Annotated in this window: 2 tRNA genes; both read right to left on the reverse strand. The window is 55.8% G+C overall.

Going from position 1 to position 233, the window contains the following annotated elements:
* Positions 1 to 22 precede the first annotated feature (22 nt).
* Positions 23 to 98 (reverse strand) — tRNA-Gly (locus GBM95_RS12200).
* Positions 99 to 134: 36 nt separating this feature from the next.
* Positions 135 to 210 (reverse strand) — tRNA-Gly (locus GBM95_RS12205).
* Between the last annotated feature and the right edge of the window lie 23 nt (positions 211 to 233).

The raw sequence follows: 233 nt of genomic DNA on the forward strand, positions 1-233 counted from the left end.
GACTTCCCCTTCTCTAAAAATCTGGAGCGGGAGACGAGTCTCGAACTCGCGACCTCAACCTTGGCAAGGTTGCGCTCTACCAACTGAGCTACTCCCGCAGCGCATTGAACGGTTGACCCATACTGAGAAAGGTTTGGAGCGGGAGACGAGTCTCGAACTCGCGACCTCAACCTTGGCAAGGTTGCGCTCTACCAACTGAGCTACTCCCGCAACGCGTTCAGCGAAGTATGCGT

It is taken from the genome of Sutterella seckii (genome assembly GCF_009183815.1).
In the GTDB taxonomy this organism is placed as follows: domain Bacteria; phylum Pseudomonadota; class Gammaproteobacteria; order Burkholderiales; family Burkholderiaceae_F; genus Sutterella; species Sutterella seckii.